At 62.5% G+C, this 17,662-nt stretch carries 18 protein-coding genes and 2 pseudogenes; 10 read left to right on the plus strand and 10 right to left on the minus strand.

What is annotated here, in order from left to right:
- Positions 1-2: 2 nt before the first annotated feature.
- The 5 genes from V4835_RS15385 to hpxU form a co-directional block, all read right to left on the minus strand.
- The gene (locus V4835_RS15385; protein ID WP_023327069.1) at positions 3-740 is read right to left on the minus strand and encodes an amino acid ABC transporter ATP-binding protein; all 738 of its coding nucleotides are present in this window, start codon (positions 738-740) and stop codon (positions 3-5) included.
- Positions 721-1,377 carry an amino acid ABC transporter permease gene (locus V4835_RS15390; protein WP_213328423.1) on the minus strand — a complete coding sequence of 219 codons (657 nt, stop codon included), beginning with the start codon at positions 1,375-1,377 and terminating at the stop codon, positions 721-723. The genes V4835_RS15385 and V4835_RS15390 overlap by 20 nt, the downstream gene beginning before the upstream one ends.
- Positions 1,377-2,042 carry an amino acid ABC transporter permease gene (locus tag V4835_RS15395; RefSeq protein ID WP_045401934.1) on the minus strand — a complete coding sequence of 222 codons (666 nt, stop codon included), beginning with the start codon at positions 2,040-2,042 and terminating at the stop codon, positions 1,377-1,379. The genes V4835_RS15390 and V4835_RS15395 overlap by 1 nt, the downstream gene beginning before the upstream one ends.
- A gap of 4 nt (positions 2,043-2,046) precedes the next feature.
- A complete protein-coding gene (locus V4835_RS15400; RefSeq protein WP_331412702.1) occupies positions 2,047-2,829 on the minus strand; it encodes a transporter substrate-binding domain-containing protein in 783 nt (260 codons plus the stop codon).
- Positions 2,830-3,020: 191 nt separating this feature from the next.
- The gene (gene hpxU / locus V4835_RS15405) at positions 3,021-3,860 is read right to left on the minus strand and encodes a MurR/RpiR family transcriptional regulator HpxU (RefSeq protein WP_023311063.1); all 840 of its coding nucleotides are present in this window, start codon (positions 3,858-3,860) and stop codon (positions 3,021-3,023) included.
- 142 nt (positions 3,861-4,002) lie between these two features.
- Here hpxU and hpxW point away from each other — a divergent pair, with 142 nt between their 5' ends.
- The 5 genes from hpxW to V4835_RS24430 are packed head-to-tail and all read left to right on the plus strand — an operon-like array spanning position 4,003 to position 7,787.
- Positions 4,003-5,586 carry an oxamate amidohydrolase gene (hpxW, locus tag V4835_RS15410; RefSeq protein ID WP_331412703.1) on the plus strand — a complete coding sequence of 528 codons (1,584 nt, stop codon included), beginning with the start codon at positions 4,003-4,005 and terminating at the stop codon, positions 5,584-5,586.
- A 10-nt stretch (positions 5,587-5,596) separates the two neighbouring features.
- Positions 5,597-5,785, plus strand: a complete 189-nt coding sequence (gene hpxX / locus V4835_RS15415; protein WP_063143944.1) for an oxalurate catabolism protein HpxX — start codon at positions 5,597-5,599, stop codon at positions 5,783-5,785.
- A complete protein-coding gene (locus tag V4835_RS15420; RefSeq protein WP_331412704.1) occupies positions 5,782-7,179 on the plus strand; it encodes an AtzE family amidohydrolase in 1,398 nt (465 codons plus the stop codon). Before hpxX ends, V4835_RS15420 begins: the two co-directional genes overlap by 4 nt.
- Entirely contained in the window at positions 7,176-7,562 is a 387-nt protein-coding gene (gene hpxZ, locus V4835_RS15425) for an oxalurate catabolism protein HpxZ (RefSeq protein WP_331412705.1), read from the plus strand. The genes V4835_RS15420 and hpxZ overlap by 4 nt, the downstream gene beginning before the upstream one ends.
- 60 nt (positions 7,563-7,622) lie before the next feature.
- Entirely contained in the window at positions 7,623-7,787 is a 165-nt protein-coding gene (locus V4835_RS24430; protein WP_442877315.1) for an AtzH-like domain-containing protein, read from the plus strand.
- A 127-nt stretch (positions 7,788-7,914) separates the two neighbouring features.
- Here the strand turns inward: V4835_RS24430 and puuE are convergent, their stop codons facing one another.
- The 3 genes and pseudogenes from puuE to V4835_RS15440 all read right to left on the minus strand — a co-directional run bounded on the left by puuE (position 7,915) and on the right by V4835_RS15440 (position 10,324).
- Entirely contained in the window at positions 7,915-8,814 is a 900-nt protein-coding gene (gene puuE, locus V4835_RS15430) for an allantoinase PuuE (RefSeq protein WP_331414139.1), read from the minus strand.
- Positions 8,732-9,608, minus strand: a pseudogene (gene hpxA, locus V4835_RS15435) (allantoin racemase). The gene puuE and the pseudogene hpxA overlap by 83 nt, the downstream one beginning before the upstream one ends.
- Positions 9,608-10,324 carry a GntR family transcriptional regulator gene (locus V4835_RS15440; RefSeq protein ID WP_331412707.1) on the minus strand — a complete coding sequence of 239 codons (717 nt, stop codon included), beginning with the start codon at positions 10,322-10,324 and terminating at the stop codon, positions 9,608-9,610. Before V4835_RS15440 ends, hpxA begins: the two are co-directional and overlap by 1 nt.
- A gap of 144 nt (positions 10,325-10,468) precedes the next feature.
- Between V4835_RS15440 and V4835_RS15445 the strand changes: the two genes are divergently transcribed.
- Both V4835_RS15445 and guaD read left to right on the plus strand, forming a co-directional pair.
- The gene (locus V4835_RS15445) at positions 10,469-11,965 is read left to right on the plus strand and encodes an NCS1 family nucleobase:cation symporter-1 (protein ID WP_331412709.1); all 1,497 of its coding nucleotides are present in this window, start codon (positions 10,469-10,471) and stop codon (positions 11,963-11,965) included.
- 98 nt (positions 11,966-12,063) lie between these two features.
- A complete protein-coding gene (guaD, locus tag V4835_RS15450; RefSeq protein ID WP_331412710.1) occupies positions 12,064-13,383 on the plus strand; it encodes a guanine deaminase in 1,320 nt (439 codons plus the stop codon).
- On the opposite strand, the gene V4835_RS15455 is transcribed toward guaD, so the two are convergent.
- Together V4835_RS15455 and uraD are read right to left on the minus strand one after the other, a co-directional pair.
- The gene (locus V4835_RS15455; protein WP_331412711.1) at positions 13,363-13,686 is read right to left on the minus strand and encodes a hydroxyisourate hydrolase; all 324 of its coding nucleotides are present in this window, start codon (positions 13,684-13,686) and stop codon (positions 13,363-13,365) included. The genes guaD and V4835_RS15455 overlap by 21 nt on opposite strands.
- Positions 13,683-14,183, minus strand: coding sequence for a 2-oxo-4-hydroxy-4-carboxy-5-ureidoimidazoline decarboxylase (gene uraD, locus V4835_RS15460; protein WP_331412712.1), 501 nt, complete (start codon positions 14,181-14,183; stop codon positions 13,683-13,685). Before uraD ends, V4835_RS15455 begins: the two co-directional genes overlap by 4 nt.
- Positions 14,184-14,422: 239 nt before the next feature.
- On the opposite strand from uraD, the gene hpxO reads away from it, so the two are divergent.
- The 3 genes and pseudogenes from hpxO to V4835_RS15475 all read left to right on the plus strand — a co-directional run bounded on the left by hpxO (position 14,423) and on the right by V4835_RS15475 (position 17,575).
- Entirely contained in the window at positions 14,423-15,577 is a 1,155-nt protein-coding gene (gene hpxO / locus V4835_RS15465; RefSeq protein WP_331412714.1) for an FAD-dependent urate hydroxylase HpxO, read from the plus strand.
- Between the two features lie 17 nt (positions 15,578-15,594).
- Positions 15,595-16,628, plus strand: a pseudogene (gene hpxD, locus V4835_RS15470) (molybdenum cofactor-independent xanthine hydroxylase subunit HpxD).
- 11 nt (positions 16,629-16,639) lie between these two features.
- The gene (locus tag V4835_RS15475; RefSeq protein WP_331412716.1) at positions 16,640-17,575 is read left to right on the plus strand and encodes a PDR/VanB family oxidoreductase; all 936 of its coding nucleotides are present in this window, start codon (positions 16,640-16,642) and stop codon (positions 17,573-17,575) included.
- Positions 17,576-17,662: the final 87 nt, after the last annotated feature.

A 17,662-nucleotide genomic window follows, 5' to 3' on the forward strand; every position in this document is an offset into this window, starting at 1 on the left:
TATCAGTTGAGGCCGCGCACGGAGGAGATGAACTGCTTCAGTTCCGTGGTCTGCGGGTTGGCGAACAGCGTTTTGCTGTCGCCCTGCTCCCAGACTTTCCCCTGGTGCATAAACACCACGCGGTCGCCCACTTCGCGGGCAAAATTCATTTCATGGGTAACAAGTATGAGCGTCATCCCCTCGGCCGCCAGCTGCTCCAGCACCTTGAGCACTTCGCCCACCAGCTCCGGGTCGAGCGCGGAGGTGATCTCGTCACAGAGTAAAACTTTAGGCGACATGGCCAGCGCCCGGGCAATCGCCACGCGCTGCTGCTGGCCGCCGGAGAGGCTCGACGGGTAGTAATCCAGACGATCGCCTAAGCCCACTTTCTCCAGCATCTGCTGCGCCAGCGCCCGGCATTCGGCGGCGCTTTTCTTCAGCACCCGACGCGGGGCGAGCATCACGTTTTCCAGCGCCGTCATGTGCGGAAACAGGTTGAAGCTCTGGAACACCATCCCGACCGAGCGGCTAATTTCACGCGCCTGAGAATCCCGGTCGGTAATGGTCATGCCGCCCAGCTTGATGCTGCCGTCCTGATAGCCTTCTAGGCCGTTGATGCAGCGCAGCAGCGTGCTTTTGCCCGATCCGCTGCGCCCGATAATGGAGATCACCTGGCCCATGTCGATATCCAGATCGACGCCCTTGAGCACGTGGTTATCGCCGTAATACTTCTGCACCTGATTAATGGTGATGAGAGGCATTGAATTTCGTCTCCAGATAGCGGCTGTAGCGGGACAGCGGATAACACAGAATAAAGTAGCCCAGCGCCACCAGCGCAAAGACCTTAAACGGCTGATACGTCACGTTGGTCAGCATGGTCCCGGCCTTGGTCAGCTCGATAAAGCCGATAATCGACGCCAGCGCGGTGCCCTTGATCACCTGCACGGCAAAGCCGACCGTCGGGGCGATGCCGATGCGCAGCGCCTGCGGGGCGACCACGCGAAACAGGGTCTGGCCAAAGGTCAGCCCCAGGCAGCGCGACGCTTCCCACTGCCCTTTTGGCAAGGCGCGAATACTGCCAAACCAGATGTCGAGCAGAAACGCGCTGGTGTAGAAGGTTAACGCCAGCGACGCGGCGGTCCACGGCGAGACGTCGATGCCGAACAGCGCCACGCCGAAGAAGGCCAGAAACAGCTGCATCAGCAGCGGCGTGCCCTGAAACAGCTCAATATAGCCGCGAATAATGCGCTTCACCGTGCGCCCGCCCGTCAGGCGGAGCAGCAGGAGCGGCAGCGTCACCGCCGCCCCGCCGACAAACGCCACCAGCGACAGCAGCACCGTCCAGCGTCCGGCCAGCAGCAGGTTGCGAATAATGTCCCAGTCGGTAAAAGTGGTCATCATGCCTGCACCCCCAGCCATTTCCGTCCCGCCGCCATCATCAGCTGGCGCAGGGTAATCGACAGCGCTAAGTAAATCCCGGTTGTCACCAGATAAACCTCAAAGCTCAGAAACGTTCTGGACTGGATCAGGTTGGCGGCGAAGGTCAGCTCTTCATACGAGACCTGCGACACCACCGACGAGCCGAGCATCACGATGATGCACTGGCTCACCAGCGCCGGGTAAATGCGCTGCAGCGCGGGCGGCAGCACCACGCGAATAAAGGTCTGCAGGCGGGTCAGCCCCAGCACGCGTCCGGCTTCCCACTGCCCTTTCGGCGTGACCTGAATGCCCGCGCGGATAATCTCGGTGCTGTAGGCGCCAAGGTTCACGACCATGGCCAGCAGCGCCGCTTCCCCCGCCGTCATCTTCAGCCCCAGATTCGGCAGGCCGAAGACGATGAAAAACAGCTGCACCACAAACGGCGTGTTGCGGATGATTTCCACGTACGCGCCCCAGATACGGCTGAACCAGGTGGTGCGTCCGCTGCGGATCGCCGCCCCGAAAATCCCTATCGCCAGCCCGCCGACGGTTGCCATCACCGTCAGCTGAACGGTGACCCACAGCCCCGCCAGCAGCTCCGGCCAGTGCGGCCAGAGCGCGGAGAAATGAAGTTGCTCAGTCATCGGCTCAGGCGCCAAGGTTTGCCGGCAGCGGGGCCTTCAGCCATTGCTCAGACAGGCCGTTCAGCGTGCCGTCCTTGATGCCCTGCTCAATCAGCGCATCCACTTTTGCCTTCAGGGCCGGTTCGTTTTTCTTCAGGCCAATAAAGCACGGCGAATCTTTCAGCATAAAGCTCGGCACCGGGGCTTTATCCGCGTTCTGGCGCGAAATGGCCGCCACCACGAGGTTGCCGGTTGCCACGTACTGCACCTGTCCGGAGAGGTAGGCGGAGAGCGTGGTGTTGTTATCTTCGTAGCGCTTCACGTCCGCGTCTTTCGGCGCGAGGCTGGTCAGCACCATGTCCTCTACCGCACCGCGCGTCACGCCGATGGTTTTTCCGCTCAGCGCGGCGGCATCTTTCAGCTCGGCCCCTTTTGGACCAAACACGCCGAGGAAGAACGGCGCGTAGGCGCGGCTAAAGTCGATCACCTTCTCGCGCTCCGGGTTTTTACCGAGGCTGGAAATGACCAAATCCACCTTATCGGTTTGCAGGTACGGCACGCGGTTAGCGCTGGTCACCGGCACCAGCTGCAGCCTGAGCTTCATCTGTTTGGCCAGATAGCGCGCCATGTCGATATCATAGCCCTGCGGCTGCAGATCGGTCCCTACCGAGCCAAACGGCGGGAAGTCCTGCGGAACGGCAATGCGGATAGTGCCGCGCTTCTCGATATCCTGAAGCTGGTCAGCCTTTGCCGGCAGCTGTGTGAAGAGACATGCGGCCCCGGCCAGTGCAATCAACAATTTTTTCATGGTGCTTCCCCGTAACGTTAACATGAAACAAAAGATTCTTTGAATGTGATTTTGCAACTAATGTGCCAGATAAAGCGAAGCGGGAAATATTGTTGTGAAGCCTGATAAAACGCGGACGGGGCGAAAATGCTCTCCATTTTTGCCCCGTCAAATTGCACCATTTCAATGCAAAGCACCAGCCTGATGCCCCATTATCGCTGTTCGAGTTCGTCCAGCTGCTGGTAGAGGGAGGCAATCTCGTGAATGCGCGGACGGCCTTTGTCGAGAATTTCATGCAGGAAGGCATTCGCCAGCAGGTTAATCAGGCTGTTGACCGAGGAGTAGCTGTCATAGGCCGAGACGCTGTCCAGCGGGGCGCAGAGCTGCCAGCTCGCCAGCGGAAACAGGCTGTGCGCCTGCGGCTCGCACATCAGCAGCACCGGAATACCGCTGCTCTGAAGCTGCTGCATCAGCGGGCGGATAATGCGCGGGCGGCGGCGAAAGGCCATCATGACCACCAGATCGTCCGGCGTTAAATCCACCAGCTCTTCGCCCAGGCTCTGCCCCGGCTGCGGCAGGACCAGCACCTGACCGCGCGCCTGGAGCAGCTGCTGGCGCAGGTGCAGCGCCGCCGGATAGGCGTTACGCATGCCGATAATGACGATGCGCCGCGCCTTCACCATGCAGGCCATGGCGTCGGCAAACTGCTGCGCGTCGAGGGCATTGACCCACTGGGTCAGGTTCGCCATCTCCTGCTTATAGTGGCGCGCCAGCAGCGTATTGCCCTGCACCGCGTCGCGGTTATCGGTGAGCGGCATCCCGCTCTGGCGCAGGGTGCGCAGCTCGTCGCGCATGTCCTTATATTTCTCATAGCCCAGACGCTTAAACAGACGGCTGACCGTGGCTTTCGACACCCCGCTCAGCTGCGCCAGCTCGGCGCTGTTGTAGCTAATGAGATCGTCAAAATGGTCGAAAATAAAATCCGCCACCCGCTGCTCCTGCGGCGACAGCGACGGGTACTGTGCTTTCAGACGTTCGTCCAGTTGTTCCATAGCGCCTCTGTAACTTTTGTTTCATCACATTTTGCCTTTCATTCTACCTTTCATTATACGTGCCAGTTTACTGAAACTTTTCTTTCAGAACTGGAACAGCTTTTGCAGCACCTTGTGACTTTCAGGGTTACGAGGATGCTTCATGCAAAGTAATGTCTCCACGCACGGCATGGCCGTTGCGCCCCACCATCTTGCCAGCCAGAGCGCGCTGGCGGTGCTGCGCGAAGGCGGCAGCGCGATAGAGGCGATGGTCGCCGCGGCGGCCACCATCGCCGTGGTTTACCCGCACATGAACGGGCTGGGCGGCGACGGCTTCTGGCTTATCGTGCCGCCGGAAGGCGAACCTGTCGCCATTGACGCCAGCGGCGCGGCGGGATCGCGCGCAACGCTCGCCGCCTACGACGGTCTGGCGCATATCCCCCATCGCGGCCCCCGCGCGGCGCTGACCGTCGCCGGCACGGTCAGCGGCTGGGACGAGGCGCTGAAGGTCTCGCGCGAGATGACCGGCAAGGCGCTGCCGCTGGCTCGCCTGCTGGCCGACGCCATTGAGTACGCGCAGAACGGCACGCCGGTCACGGCCTCACAGGCCCACGCCACGGCCAGCAAATTCGACGAGCTGAAAGACATCCCCGGCTTCGCGGAAACCTGGCTGGTGGACGGTAAGCCGCCGCAGGTCGGGAGCCGCTTTTACCAGCCCGCCATGGCCACGACGTTGACGCGCCTGGCGGAAGACGGTCTGGACAGCTTTTACCGCGGCCCGCTGGCGGACGTGCTGGCGCACGGCATGGAGACGCTGGGCCTGCCCGTGACGCTGGCCGATTTACGCGCGCACGCTGCCCGGCGCACCGCGCCGCTGAGGCTGCAGCATCAGCAGGGGGAGATCTTTAACCACGCCCCGCCGACGCAGGGGCTGGTCTCGCTGGCGATACTCGGCATCACCGACCGGCTAAACATGGCGGAGGCCGACGACGCCGACACCCTTCACCGCATCGTTGAAGCCACCAAGCTGGCCTTTGGCCTGCGCGATGCCCACATCACCGACCCGCGCGAGCTGAAAACCGATATTCAGAAACTGCTGGATCCCGCCGCTCTGCAGGCGCTTGCCGACAGGGTTGACGACGGCCGCGCCGCGCCGTGGGGCACCGGAAAAGGCCCCGGCGATACGGTGTGGATGGGGGTGATGGACAACAGCGGGCTCGCCGTGTCGTTTATCCAGAGTATCTATCACGAGTTCGGCAGCGGCGTGGTGCTGCCCGACACCGGCATCGTCTGGCAGAACCGGGGGGCATCGTTCAGCCTCGATCCGAATCATCTTCTGGCTCTCGCGCCGGGCAAACAGCCTTTCCACACCCTGAACCCGGCGGCGGCGCGTCTTAAGGACGGACGCGTGATGGTCTATGGCTCCATGGGCGGCGACGGCCAGCCGCAAACCCAGGCCGCGATCTTTACCCGCTACGCGATTCAGGGCGTGCCTTTACAGGAGAGCATTTCCCGCCCGCGCTGGCTGCTGGGGCGCACCTGGGGACAAACCTCGGACACGTTAAAGCTGGAAGGACGCTTTAGCGCTGAAACGGTCTCACGGCTTCAGGCGCTCGGACATGAGGTTGAAATATTCCCTGACTTCAGTGAAGCGATGGGCCACGCGGGCGCGATTGTTCGCCACCCCAACGGGCTGTTCGAAGGGGCATTTGACCCGCGCAGCAACGGCGTGGCCGCCGGATTCTGAGGAGAAAACAATGACGACACCACAACCCGACTGGCAGGCGTATCTTGCACAAATGGAGTCCGTGCTCGGCGTAGAGCTGGACGATGCCCGCCGCGCCGAGCTGCATCTGCAGTTCAGCCGCATTGCCACCCTGGCAGCCCCGCTGATGGCGCTGCCGCTCGACGACCGTCTGGAGATCGCAGGAGTGTATAAAGCATGAGGCTACACGAGATGAGTATCAGCGCGATCCAGCATGCGCTGAGCGCAGGCGAGCTGAGCGCGAGCGAGATTGCCCGCCAGACGCTGGAGGCGATTGCGCGCGTGAACCCGCAGATTAACGCCTGGACCGCCGTGACGGAAGAACGCATGCTCGCCGAAGCCAAGAGCATTGACACCCTTCGCCGCGAGAAGCGCCCCCTGCCGCCGCTGGCGGGCGTGCCCTACGCGGTAAAAAACCTGTTCGACGTTGCCGGCCACACCACCCTCGCCGGGGCAGAGCTGTTCAGCCAGCGGCCCGCCGCCGCCGCTGACAGCTTCGCGGTGCGCCAGCTGCGCAGCGCGGGCGGGCTGCTGACCGGAATGGTGAATATGGACGCCTACGCCTATGGCTTCACAACCGAAAACAGCCACTACGGCACCACGCGTAACCCGCACGATCTGGCGCGCATTGCGGGCGGATCGTCCGGCGGTTCAGCCGCCGCCGTGGCCGCCGGGCTGGTGCACTTTTCGCTCGGCACCGACACCAACGGCTCGATTCGCGTTCCGGCCTCCCTGTGCGGCATCTATGGCCTTAAGCCCACCTTTGGCCGCCTGTCTCGATCCGGCAGCCATCCGTTTGTCGCGAGCCTGGATCATATCGGCCCCTTTGCCCGCCGCGTGTGCGACCTGGCGTCCGTATACGACGCGCTGCAGGGGCGGGACAGCAGCGACGGTTTTCAGGCAGAGAGCTCGCGCGAGCAGACGCGCCCCCTGCTCGATCGCGGGCTTGACGGCCTGCGCTGCGCGGTGCTCGGCGGCTATTTCACCACCTGGTGCGACGCGGATGCCAGAGACGCCGTGGCGCGGGTGGCGAAGGCGCTCGACGTGCAGGATGAGCTGCAGTTTCCGGACGCCGAGCTGGCGCGCTCCGCGGCGTTTATCATCAGCGCCTCCGAAGGAGGAAACCAGTACCTGCCCGCGCTTCGCCGCGAGCCCGAGCGTTTTGAACCGCATTCCCGCGAACGGTTGCTGGCCGGGGCGATGATCCCCTCCGCCTGGTATATTCAGGCCCAGCGGTTTCGCGCGCACGCCCGGCAGGCGTTTAAAACCCTGTTCGCGCAGGCCGACGTGCTGATCGCCCCGGCAACCCCGCGCAGCGCGACGCTCGCGGGTGAGCAGACCATGGAGATTAACGGCCAGCCGCTCCCCGTCCGCGCCAGCATGGGGATGCTGACCCAGCCGATTTCGTTTTTGGGCCTGCCCGTCACCACCGTTCCGCTGCGCACCGCCCAGGGTGCGCCGATTGGCCTGCAGCTGATTGCCGCGCCGTTTAACGAGCAGGCGTGCCTGCGCGTTGCGCGCGTGCTGGAAGAGAGTGGAATCACCGATGCCCGTCCGGCGGAGGTGGCCGCATGATGAATCACGATGACATTAACCTGCCGTGGGTGGTTGCCGAGGTGACCGCCGCGTTTTACCGCTATGAAGACGCGCTGGTCAGCAACAACGTTGCGGTGCTGGACGAGCTGTTCTGGCACGACAAAAACACGGTGCGTCTGGGGGCGGGTGAAAACCTGTACGGGATTGATGAAATCCGCGCCTTTCGCGCGGCGCGCCCGTCCGCCGGTTTACAGCGGACGCTGCGCCACACCGTCATCACCACCTTCGGAGAGGATTATGCCGTGTGCAGCACCGAATTTACCCGTGAGGGCACGGAACGCATTGGCCGCCAGCAGCAGACGTGGGTGCGGTTTGCCTACGGGTGGCGCGTTGTTGCGGCGCAGGTGAGTTTGATGGTGTAGCGCTGAAAAACCTGCCCGGTGGCGCTGCGCTTACCGGGCCTACGATGTCCCGTATGCCCTGTGGGTCTTGTAGGCCGGGTAAGGCGCAGCCGCCACCCGGCAAAACATCGCACAATTATTCCTGAAACGGATGCACCTGCCGCCCCGGTCGCCCCAGCAGAGACGTGGGTGCGGTTTGCCTGCGGGTGGCGCATCGTGGCGGCGCAGGTGAGTTTGATGGTGTAATGCTGAAAAACCTGCCCGGTGGCGCATTGTTGCGGCGCAGGTGAGTTTGATGGTGTAACGCCACCGGGAATACGAGGTCCTGTAGGCCGGGTAAGGCGCAGCCGCCACCCGGCTAAACACGGCACACTTACTTCTGAAACGGATGCACCTCTCGCCAGTGGTCGGCAATCTGCTGGCGGGTACAGACCCACACCCGGTCATGCTGCTGCACGTAATCCAGGAACCGCTGCAGCGCGCGAAAACGCCCCGGCCGCCCCAGCAGGCGACAGTGCATGCCGATGGACATCATCTTCGGCGCGCTTTCCCCCTCTTCGTACAGCACGTCAAAACTGTCCTTCAGATACGTATAAAACTGCTCGGCGGTGTTAAACCCCTGCGCGGTCGCGAAGCGCATGTCGTTCGCATCCAGCGTATAGGGCACAATCAGGTGTGGTTTTTGGGTGCCGTCGCCGCAGGCCACTTCCGTCCAGAAGGGCAGGTCGTCGCCATAGTAGTCGCTGTCGTAGTCCAAGCCGCCGTGCTCCACCACCAGCTGACGGGTGTTGGGGCTGTCGCGCCCGGTGTACCAGCCCGTCGGCGGCTTGCCGAACAGGTCGGTCAGCACCTGCACCGCCTTGTGCAGATGTTCGCGCTCCTGCTGGATATCCATGTGCTGATAGTGGATCCAGCGCCAGCCGTGGCTCACCACGTCGTAATCCGCCGCCCTGATTGCCTCGACGATCTCCGGGTGACGCGCCAGCGCCATCGCCACGCCAAAGACCGTCAGCGGCAGGCCGCGCTTTTGAAATTCACTGTGGATCCGCCAGAACCCGGCGCGGCTGCCGTATTCGTAGAGGGAGTCCATCGACATGTGTTTATCCGGGTAGCTGGCCGCGCCGATGATGTCCGACAGGAACTGCTCGGAGCCGGCATCGCCGTGCAGAACGTGGTTTTCCGCCCCTTCCTCATAATTGAGCACAAACTGCACGGCGATGCGCGCCTGATTCGGCCACCGCGCGTGCGGCGGGTTGCCCGCGTAGCCGCGCAGATCCCGCGGGTAATCCTGTTCAAAAAGCGCCATTACGTCTCCCCTCACCTTCAAAATGGATTCAATGCCTGAAACTGTCCGCTTAACGCTTTTTTCTCCGGGAAGGCCAGATCCCCGTGCTTGCTGGTCGACAGCCCCAGCGCCACCAGCGATTCCACCATCTTCACCGCCGCGCTGACGCCGTCGATGACCGGCACGCGCAGCTCGCGGGTCAGCTCCTGCGCCAGCGTCGCCATGCCGCCGCAGCCGAGCACGATGGCGCCGCAGCCATCCTCTTTCAGCGCCTGTATACAGCGCGCGCGCACCTTCTCCTGCGCCAGACCGGAGCCGTCTTCCAGCGCCAGCACCGGGAGATCGATAGCGTGCAGCGCCGCGCAGCGATCGTGAAAGCCATACTGGTGCAGCAGATGACGGGCAATAATCAGCGTGCGCGGCAGCGTGGTCACCACCGAAAAGCGCGTCGCCACCAGCGTCGCCATATGCATGGCGGCTTCCGCAATACCCACCACCGGCCCCTGCGCCAGCTCGCGCGCCGCCAGCAGGCCCGGATCGCCAAAGCAGGCGATGACGTGACCCTCCACGCCCTGCTCTCTGCCGAGCTTGACCTGTTCGAGAACGCCCACGGCGGCGATGGCTTCATCAAAGTGGCCCTCGATAGACGGCACGCCCGCGCTCGGGCAGACCGCGAGGATCTCCGTCCCCGGCGCCGCCACCGAACGGGCCGCCGCGCCGATGGTTTCCGTCATCGCGAGGCTGGTATTGGGGTTGATCACTTGTATACGGACAGAGGACATTACGACTCCTTGTGGCCGGCAAACAGCCGGGCAAAATCAGGCAGGCACTCGCCCGCCCGCTCGAAGCAGAGGCTGGCGACGATATGTTCAAAATGGTGCATTAAGGCATCGCTGAGCGGCTGGAGCGCCTTCTGGCGCAGCAGATCCACAAGCTGTTCGTGATCGTTGCAGCGACAGCCCTGACGCCAAGGCGCGCCCCAGGTGGCAATCACCAGAGACGAGCGCTGGCTCAGGCCGGTCACCATCTCCGTCAGCACCTGGTTGCCGGAGATGGCCTGCAGCTGAATGTGAAAATTGGCGGAGTGGCGGATCGCCGCCGGGCCGTCGTACGCCTCGTGCGCCTGCTGCTCCTGGCGAATGATGGCCTCCAGCGCGGCAAGGTGCGGCGGCTGACAGTGGGCCAGCACGTCCGGCAGGTTGGCGACCTCCAGCAGGGCGCGGGTGCGAAAGATGTGTCGCGCCTCTTCCACCGTCGGACTGGCGACGTGTGCACCACGCTTGGGCGTTAAGGTGACCATTTGCACAGCCGCGAGTCGTTGAAGCACCTTACGGATGCCCGTGCGGCTTACGCCAAACACCTCGGCCAGCGCCTCTTCCGGCAGTTTGCTCCCCGGAAGCAGCTGATGTTCGACAATCGCGGTCATCATCGCCTGAAAGATCGATTCATCTTTGTCATGCAGGTCTGGCGCGGTCTGCAGGGCGTTTATGTTGTTCATTCACCACTCCGTCTTTTACTCTTCGTTATCGAATCGTATACATAAAAATAAAATATTGCATACAAGATTTATTATTTTGGCCTGGATCCTGCAACACCGTCAGCACTCCCACTCAACGGGTTTTCATTCACAGGAGCAGGTTTCATGCCAAACAGTCAAAACGCGCAGCAGGGTACGGCCGCTGATTCCGGTGCGGTTTACAGCCCACGTCTTTGCAATGAGGATCTGGCACCGACGCGTGACCAGAACTGGAGCTGGTACAACATCTTTTCGTTCTGGATGTCGGACGTTCACAGCATGGGGGGTTATGTTGTCGCCGCGAGCTTCTTTACGCTCGGGCTGGCAAGCTGGCAGGTGCTGCTTTGCCTGCTGGTGGGGATTTGCATCGTGCAGCTGTGCGCCAACCTGGTGGCCAAACCGAGCCAGATGGCGGGCGTGCCCTACGCGGTGATCAGCCGTCAGGCGTTTGGCGTCTTCGGTGCCAATATTCCGGCGGTGATCCGCGGGCTGATTGCCTTCGCGTGGTACGGCATTCAGACCTATCTGGCCGCCAACGCCCTGATGCTGGTGGCGCTGAAGTTCTGGCCGTCGCTCTCTTCGCTTACCACCGGCGCGTTCCTGGGCCTGTCGCATCTGGGCTGGATCTGCTTTGCCATCATGTGGGTCCTGCAGGCGATGGTCTTCTGGCACGGCATGAGCGCCATCAAGCGCTTTATTGATATCGCCGGTCCGGCGGTCTACGTGGTGATGCTGGCCCTCGCAGGCTGGATTGTATACAAGACCGGTCTTGACGGCATTTCCTTCACCCTCGCCAGCAAATCCCTGAGCGCGGGCGAGCAGACCTGGCAGATGATCACCGCGACCGCGCTGGTGGTATCTTACTTCTCCGGCCCGCTGCTCAACTTCGGTGACTTCTCCCGCTACGGCAAAAGCATGGGCGAGATCCGCCGCGGCAACCGCTGGGGCCTGCCGTTTAACTTCCTGCTGTTCTCCATCGTCACGGTGGTCATTGTCTCCGGCACCCAGTCGCTGTTTGGCCGCATGATCACCGATCCGATTGAAACCGTCAGCCGCGTGGGCAACGATCTGGCCGTGGCGATTGGCCTGCTGACGATGATCACCGCCACCATCGGGATCAACATCGTCGCGAACTTCGTCTCTCCGGCGTTCGATTTCTCTAATTGCTCGCCGCAGAAGATCAGCTTCCGCACCGGGGGGATGATTGCCGCCGTCGGCTCGATCCTGCTCACCCCGTGGAACCTGTTCAACTCGCCGGAGCTTATCCACTACACCCTGGACGTCCTCGGGGCGTTTATCGGCCCGCTGTTCGGCATTCTGATTGCCGACTTCTACCTGATTAAACGCGGCAAGGTGTCGGTCGACGATCTGTTCGACGACACGCCAAAGGGCAAATACTGGTACCGCAACGGCTTTAACCCGAAAGCCATTGGCGCGCTGATCCCGTCCGTTGCCGTCGGCCTGGTGATTAGCTTTATTCCGACCCTGCATGAGGTGGCGAACTTCAGCTGGTTCATCGGCGTCTTCCTCGGCGGCGTGACCTACCGCTGGCTGGCGCGGGAAGATCGCGAGACGGCGGGCGCGACGTCGTTTAGCTCCCGCGTGGCGACGCAAAAAGAGTAACCCCTCCCTCCGGCCGCAGCGTATCTGCGGCCCTTTCATTCTGGCACCGTTCTTGCTGCGCCTTATCACCCCGCTACGCAAACACTAAGGCAGGAACCATGATGGATTACCAGACAGCGATCCGCGGTGCATTTTTTGATATTGCCCAGGTCTGCGACAGCGCAGACGCGATTGCCCAACACGCGCGCTACCTTGAGGACGGGCTGCTGTTTATACAGGGCGGGAAAATTCTGGCGCACATGCCCTGGCAGGAAGGCGAGCAGTATCTTGACCCTCACAAAGGCTATACCGACCTGCGCGGCAGGCTGCTGCTGCCCGGCTTTGTCGACACCCACGTCCATTATCCGCAAACGGAGATGATCGGCGCCTTTGGCGAACAGCTGCTGGAGTGGCTGACCACCTACACCTTCCCGGTTGAGAGCCAGTTTTCCGATGAAGCCTACGCGAAAGAGATCGCCGAATTTTTCATTCACCAGCTGGTGAGCAACGGCACCACCACCGCGCTGGTGTTTTGCACGCTGCATCCGGAATCGGTCGAGGCGCTGTTTACCGAAGCCCTGCGCCTCAACATGCGCCTTATCGCCGGAAAGGTGATGATGGACAGACACGCGCCGGACTACCTGAGCGAAGACGCGAAGCAGAGCTACCGGCAGACGCGGGCGCTGATCCAGCGCTGGCATCACCGTGGACGCCTGGGTTACGCCATTACGCCGCGCTTTGCCCCGACCTCATCCCCCGAGCTGCTTGCCGCGGTCAGCCTGCTCAGAGAGGAGTTCCCGGATACCTGGATGCAGACCCACCTGAGCGAAAACCCCAACGAAGTGGCCTGGGTAAGCGACCTCTGGCCGGAGCATGAGCGCTATCTGGACGTGTATCACCACTACAGCCTGACCGGCGAGCGCAGCGTGTTTGCCCACGCGATTCATCTTCACCACAGCGAGTGGCAGTGCCTGCATGACACCGGTTCGGCGGTGGCGTTTTGCCCCACCTCTAACCTGTTTCTCGGCAGCGGGCTGTTTCGCCTGCCCGCCTGCTGGCAGCACAGGGTGCGGATGGGCATCGGCACAGACGTCGGTGCGGGCACCACCTTCAGCATGCTGCGCACCCTGGGGGAAGCCTACAAGGTCGGCCAGCTTCAGAGCTACCGCCTGCGTGCCAGCGAGGCCTTCTACCACGCCACGCTGGGGGGCGCGCACGCCCTCCGGCTGGACGATAAGATTGGCAACTTCGCGCCCGGCAAAGAGGCGGATTTCGTGGTTATCGACCCTGACGTAACGCCGCTGCAGCGCCTGCGCAATCGCCGCTGCCAGGATATCTACGAGCAGCTTTTCGTGCTGATGACCCTGGGCGACGAGCGCAACATCAGCGAGACCTGGGTCAACGGCGAGCGGATATGGTCAACTGCCCCGGTAGGTTGACCACCCACCGGGCGCAATCACAAACGGCAGGTGGAAGTGCTCGCCTGCCGCTTCTCCCGTCACAAAATCAATTTGCGCGCAGGGGTAGAGCGTGTCCCGGCCGGTGTCGCTAAACCACGCGCCGATCTCCGCCACCAGCCGATAGCGGCCCGCGGGCAGGAAAGGGACAAATTCGGTGATGCGACCATTTACGCTGGTCACGCCCGTCGCCATGATTTCGCCCTCCCGTTCGAGATGAACCGTCACGCCCGCGGCGGGTTTGCCCGTCGAGATATCCAGAATATGGGTGCTGAGTGTGCTCATTCGCTAATGACTCCTTCCAGCCGTAGCAGCGTAATTTCCCGCAGCTGTTCCAGCGCGGCACGGACTTCCTGCGCGTCGCTGTTCTCCAGCCGCGCGTGCAGCGCCTGTAAAATATCCTCGCCGCTGCGGCCCTTCGCGCGGATCAGAAAGACGCGTCCGAAGCGGGCCTCGTAGCGGGCATTGCCCTCGCGCAGCGCCCGGGCAAGGTCAGCATCACCTTCATTCACCGCGCCCTGCTCCTGGCGCGACAGCGCCGCCTCCGCCTGTGAACCCGCAGGCTTTTCCCCGATGCGCGGATGGGCGCCCAATGCCTGCGTTAATGCCGCTTCGTCCCAGGCGTGCGTCAGCGCTTTTGCCGTACTGAGCAATTCGTCCCGGCTGGCGTAGGGCCGCCCCAGCGTCAGCGCGTCGGCCCAGCCGGGGAGCGCCGCGCAGGGGTGAATCAGCGCTAGCGCCTTTTCGTGGGGAAGATGATTGAACTCGTGCAGTGCGATCATAGCGTCTCCTTTATTGTCTTCCTCCAGGTTATTGCACAAACCACGCCACTCTGAGCGCGGGCGTGAAACAGTCGATTCCGCATAGCTCAACCGGAAATTTTTGATTCAAAAAAAGGCATGCTCACCGCGTTTGCGCACCTTAGCAGTGCAAACCCACCTCTCACAACGCCGTTTTCACCACTCTGCAGCCTGGTACGCAAATTGCTGAATGCCTTTACACCCTGCAAAAGGAGAGAAGCATGAGAGCAATCGTCATTGGCGCGGGTATTGGCGGCCTGAGCGCCGCCGTCGCGCTGAAGAAAGCGGGTATCGACTGTACCGTGTTTGAAGCCGTAAAGGCGATCAGGCCCGTCGGGGCGGCCATCTCCATCTGGCCTAACGGCGTGAAATGCATGCAGCACCTCGGCATGGGCGACATCATCGAGACTTACGGCGGGCCGATGCGTTTTATGGCCTACAAGGATTACCGGCGCGGCGAGACCCTGACCCGCTTTAGCCTTGCCCCGCTGGTTGAGCGTACCGGCGGGCGTCCCTGCCCCGTCTCGCGCACCGAGCTGCAGCGCGAAATGCTGGACTTCTGGGGGCGCGACAGGGTGCAGTTCGGCAAGCGCGTGGAGCGCGTAAGCGAAGACGACGCGGGCGTGAGCGTGACCTTCACCGACGGCACCACGGCATCCGGCGATTTTCTGATTGCCGCCGACGGCAGCCACTCGGCGGTTCGCCCGTACGTGCTGGGCTACACCCCGGAGCGCCGCTACGCCGGGTACGTGAACTGGAACGGGCTGGTGAAGATTGACGAAGAGATTGCCCCGGCGCACCAGTGGACCACCTTCGTTGGCGAAGGCAAACGCGTGTCGCTGATGCCCGTCTCCGGCGGTCGTTTCTACTTCTTTTTTGACGTGCCGCAGCCCGCGGGCCTGGCGGAGGATCGCACCACCCTGCGCGCCGATCTCACGGGCTACTTCCGCGGCTGGGCGCCGCCGGTGCAGAAGCTTATCGCGGCGCTGGATCCTGAAACGACCAACCGCATTGAAATCCACGACATTGAGCCGTTCGACAGCCTGGTGCGCGGCAACGTCGCCCTGCTCGGCGACGCCGCGCACAGCACCACGCCGGATATCGGCCAGGGCGGCTGTGCGGCGATGGAAGACGCCGTCGTGCTGGGGGAATGCCTGCGCGAAAACCACAGCATTACGCTGGCGCTGCGGCAGTACGAAGCGCTGCGCTGCGACCGGGTGCGCGACCTGGTGCTGAAGGCGCGTAAGCGCTGCGACGTCACCCACGGGAAAGACATGGCGTTGACGCAGGCCTGGTATCAGGAGCTCAAAGAGGAGACCGGCGAGCGCATCATCAACGGTCTGTGCGAGACCATTCAGGGCGGCCCGTTAGGCTGAACGCAAGAGGGACAACGATGAAAAGAGAACCGACTCCCCCCGCCCACTGCACGTTTGAGCCAGAGGACTGGCTGCGCCTGGCGAAATGCTGGCACCCGGTCGCGCGCGCCTGCGACGTCGGCCCGGCACCGCTCAAGGCGACCCTGCTGGATGAACAGCTGGTGATCTACCGGATTAACGACCAGGTCGTGGTCGCCCGTGACGTCTGCCCGCACCGCGGCGTGCCGCTGACGCTGGGCTTTCACGACGAGCACGGGATTATCTGCCCCTACCACGGCCTCCGTTTTGGGGAGGACGGGCGCTGCAATCGCATTCCGTCCAGCCCCGACCAGCCCGTTCCGGCGAAGCTGAACCTGATTAACTACGCCGTGGAGGAGCGCTTCGGCCTGATCTGGACCTGCCTGGCCTTTGACCCGGACAATCCTGCGCCACTTCCCACCATGCCGCACTGGGATGACGACGGATTTCAGCAGATCAACTGCCCGGCGTTTGAGGTGAACGGCTTCGCCGGACGTCAGGTGGAAGGCTTTCTGGACGTAGCGCACTTTGCGTGGATCCACACCGATACCTTTGCCGATCCCAGTAATCAGCTTGTGCCCGCCTATCAGCCGCAGGAGACGCGTTCGGCTTCGTGGCGGATTACTGGAGCTCCGTGAGTAACTATCCCGCCAGTTCGGACGTGCAGGCGCCAGAAGGGTTCCAGTGGCTGCGCCATTTTGAAATGCATCTGCCGTTTACCGCCACCCTGACGATTCATTTTCCGGGAGAGTCGAGACTGGTCATCATGAACGCCGCGTCGCCCGTGTCATCGCGCGTGACCCGTATGTTCGCCCCTATTGCGCGCAACGTTGACCTGCATATTCCGGTGGAAGACGTGCATGCCTTTAACCTGCGCATCTTCGAAGAGGATCGCCTGATGGTGGAAACCCAGCGCCCGGAAAGCCTGCCGCTGGATCTCACCCTGGAAGCCCATATTCCCGCCGATAAAAGCTCAATTGCCTACCGTCGGGGATTGAAAAAAATGGGCTTTGGCGAATTTTTCCTGATATGACGGAGGCCGACATGCTGAGCGTAATTGTTGACGGGCTGTGGCGCGAGGGCGACAAAAGCCTCGCCGTCAGGCTGGTGGCTGAAGACGGTGAAGCCCTGCCGCCGTGGCAGCCCGGCGCGCATATTGATGTCCACCTGCCCTGCGGCGTGGTGCGCCAGTATTCCCTGACAGGGGCATGTCAGGACGAGAGCTATATTATCTGCGTGGGGCGGGAAACCGCTTCGCGCGGCGGGTCGCGCTACGTTCACGAGACGCTGCGGCCAGGACAGACGCTGACCATCTCTGCCCCGCGCAATCTGTTTCCGCTTGCTCAGGCAGAGCGGGTTTTGCTGCTGGCGGCGGGCATTGGCATTACGCCGCTGTATGCGATGGCCCTGCAGCTGAAGGCGGCCGGAACGCCGTTTACGCTGCACTATTACGTCAGAAACCGCGAAAGCGCGGCGTTTGCGCGCGAACTCTCGCAGTGCGGTGGGTGCATCATTCATACCGCCAGCCCGCGCACAGCGCTGGCAGAGCATCTCCCGGCGGCCGAGGCGGGGCTTCACGCCTGGATCTGCGGTCCCGCAGGATTTATGGAAAAAGTGCGTGAGGTCGCCACGGCGAAGGGATGGGATGACGCCCATCTTCACAGCGAGGCGTTTCAGCCCGCAGTCCCTGCCGCAGGCGGTGAATCCGGCGAGATCTTTACGGTCAAACTCGCCTCCACCGGGGAGCGCTGGCCGGTGCCTGCGGATAAAACCATCGCCCAGGTGTTACAGGCAAACGGCGTGGACGTGCCGCTGTCCTGCGAGATGGGGATCTGCGGGGCCTGCCTGACGCCGGTGATTGACGGCGTGGTGGATCACCGGGACAGCGTGCAGTCGGAGGCGGAAAAAAGCGCGACGGAGCAGCAGGTGGCGCTGTGCTGCTCGCGGAGCCATTCGGGGGCGCTGGTGATCGGGCTGTAAAACGACATCAACATTTTAGCGGCCCTTCTTGCCGGGTGGCGCTGTGCTTACCCGGCCTACAATCCGTAACAATATCAATATATTGCA

It is taken from the genome of Enterobacter cloacae complex sp. CARB60, assembly GCF_036487345.1.
Lineage (GTDB): Bacteria > Pseudomonadota > Gammaproteobacteria > Enterobacterales > Enterobacteriaceae > Enterobacter > Enterobacter asburiae_D.

Coding starts and splice junctions, on each gene's coding strand:
- V4835_RS15385 (WP_023327069.1), bottom strand. CDS start 740: ATGCCTCTCATCACCATTAATCAGGTGCAGAAGTATTACGGCGATAAC.
- V4835_RS15390 (WP_213328423.1), bottom strand. CDS start 1,377: ATGACCACTTTTACCGACTGGGACATTATTCGCAACCTGCTGCTGGCC.
- V4835_RS15395 (WP_045401934.1), bottom strand. CDS start 2,042: ATGACTGAGCAACTTCATTTCTCCGCGCTCTGGCCGCACTGGCCGGAG.
- V4835_RS15400 (WP_331412702.1), bottom strand. CDS start 2,829: ATGAAAAAATTGTTGATTGCACTGGCCGGGGCCGCATGTCTCTTCACA.
- hpxU (WP_023311063.1), bottom strand. CDS start 3,860: ATGGAACAACTGGACGAACGTCTGAAAGCACAGTACCCGTCGCTGTCG.
- hpxW (WP_331412703.1), top strand. CDS start 4,003: ATGCAAAGTAATGTCTCCACGCACGGCATGGCCGTTGCGCCCCACCAT.
- hpxX (WP_063143944.1), top strand. CDS start 5,597: ATGACGACACCACAACCCGACTGGCAGGCGTATCTTGCACAAATGGAG.
- V4835_RS15420 (WP_331412704.1), top strand. CDS start 5,782: ATGAGGCTACACGAGATGAGTATCAGCGCGATCCAGCATGCGCTGAGC.
- hpxZ (WP_331412705.1), top strand. CDS start 7,176: ATGATGAATCACGATGACATTAACCTGCCGTGGGTGGTTGCCGAGGTG.
- V4835_RS15440 (WP_331412707.1), bottom strand. CDS start 10,324: ATGAACAACATAAACGCCCTGCAGACCGCGCCAGACCTGCATGACAAA.
- V4835_RS15445 (WP_331412709.1), top strand. CDS start 10,469: ATGCCAAACAGTCAAAACGCGCAGCAGGGTACGGCCGCTGATTCCGGT.
- guaD (WP_331412710.1), top strand. CDS start 12,064: ATGATGGATTACCAGACAGCGATCCGCGGTGCATTTTTTGATATTGCC.
- V4835_RS15455 (WP_331412711.1), bottom strand. CDS start 13,686: ATGAGCACACTCAGCACCCATATTCTGGATATCTCGACGGGCAAACCC.
- uraD (WP_331412712.1), bottom strand. CDS start 14,183: ATGATCGCACTGCACGAGTTCAATCATCTTCCCCACGAAAAGGCGCTA.
- hpxO (WP_331412714.1), top strand. CDS start 14,423: ATGAGAGCAATCGTCATTGGCGCGGGTATTGGCGGCCTGAGCGCCGCC.
- V4835_RS15475 (WP_331412716.1), top strand. CDS start 16,640: ATGCTGAGCGTAATTGTTGACGGGCTGTGGCGCGAGGGCGACAAAAGC.